Below are 254 nucleotides of genomic sequence, written 5' to 3' on the forward strand. Positions count from 1 at the left end.
TTCGATCCCTCCGCGAGACCGATGAAATTAGCGACCGTCACCGGAGCCTGCTTGTCATATAGCTTGCACGTGAGGCGACCCATCGTTGTATCAATCACAGCAGTTGGGCCTGTGGGAATGACGGGCGGCTTCGCCTGACTCGTCGTACTCGGAGCATCAGGCAAAGCATCCGTAGAAGGGGTCTGCGGAGACGGAGATGGGGACGACTGGGTGGGGGCCGCGGGCAAACTCGTTGGCGACTGAGACTGTGCCGA

At 60.2% G+C, this 254-nt stretch carries 1 protein-coding gene; it reads right to left on the reverse strand.

Going from position 1 to position 254, the window contains the following annotated elements; translation table 11 throughout:
- Positions 1-83: peptidylprolyl isomerase (locus JAO29_RS23245; RefSeq protein ID WP_334270665.1), on the reverse strand; the 83-nt coding region annotated here is incomplete at its 3' end.
- Between the last annotated feature and the right edge of the window lie 171 nt (positions 84-254).

The organism is Edaphobacter sp. HDX4 (assembly GCF_036877565.1).
In the GTDB taxonomy this organism is placed as follows: domain Bacteria; phylum Acidobacteriota; class Terriglobia; order Terriglobales; family Acidobacteriaceae; genus Edaphobacter.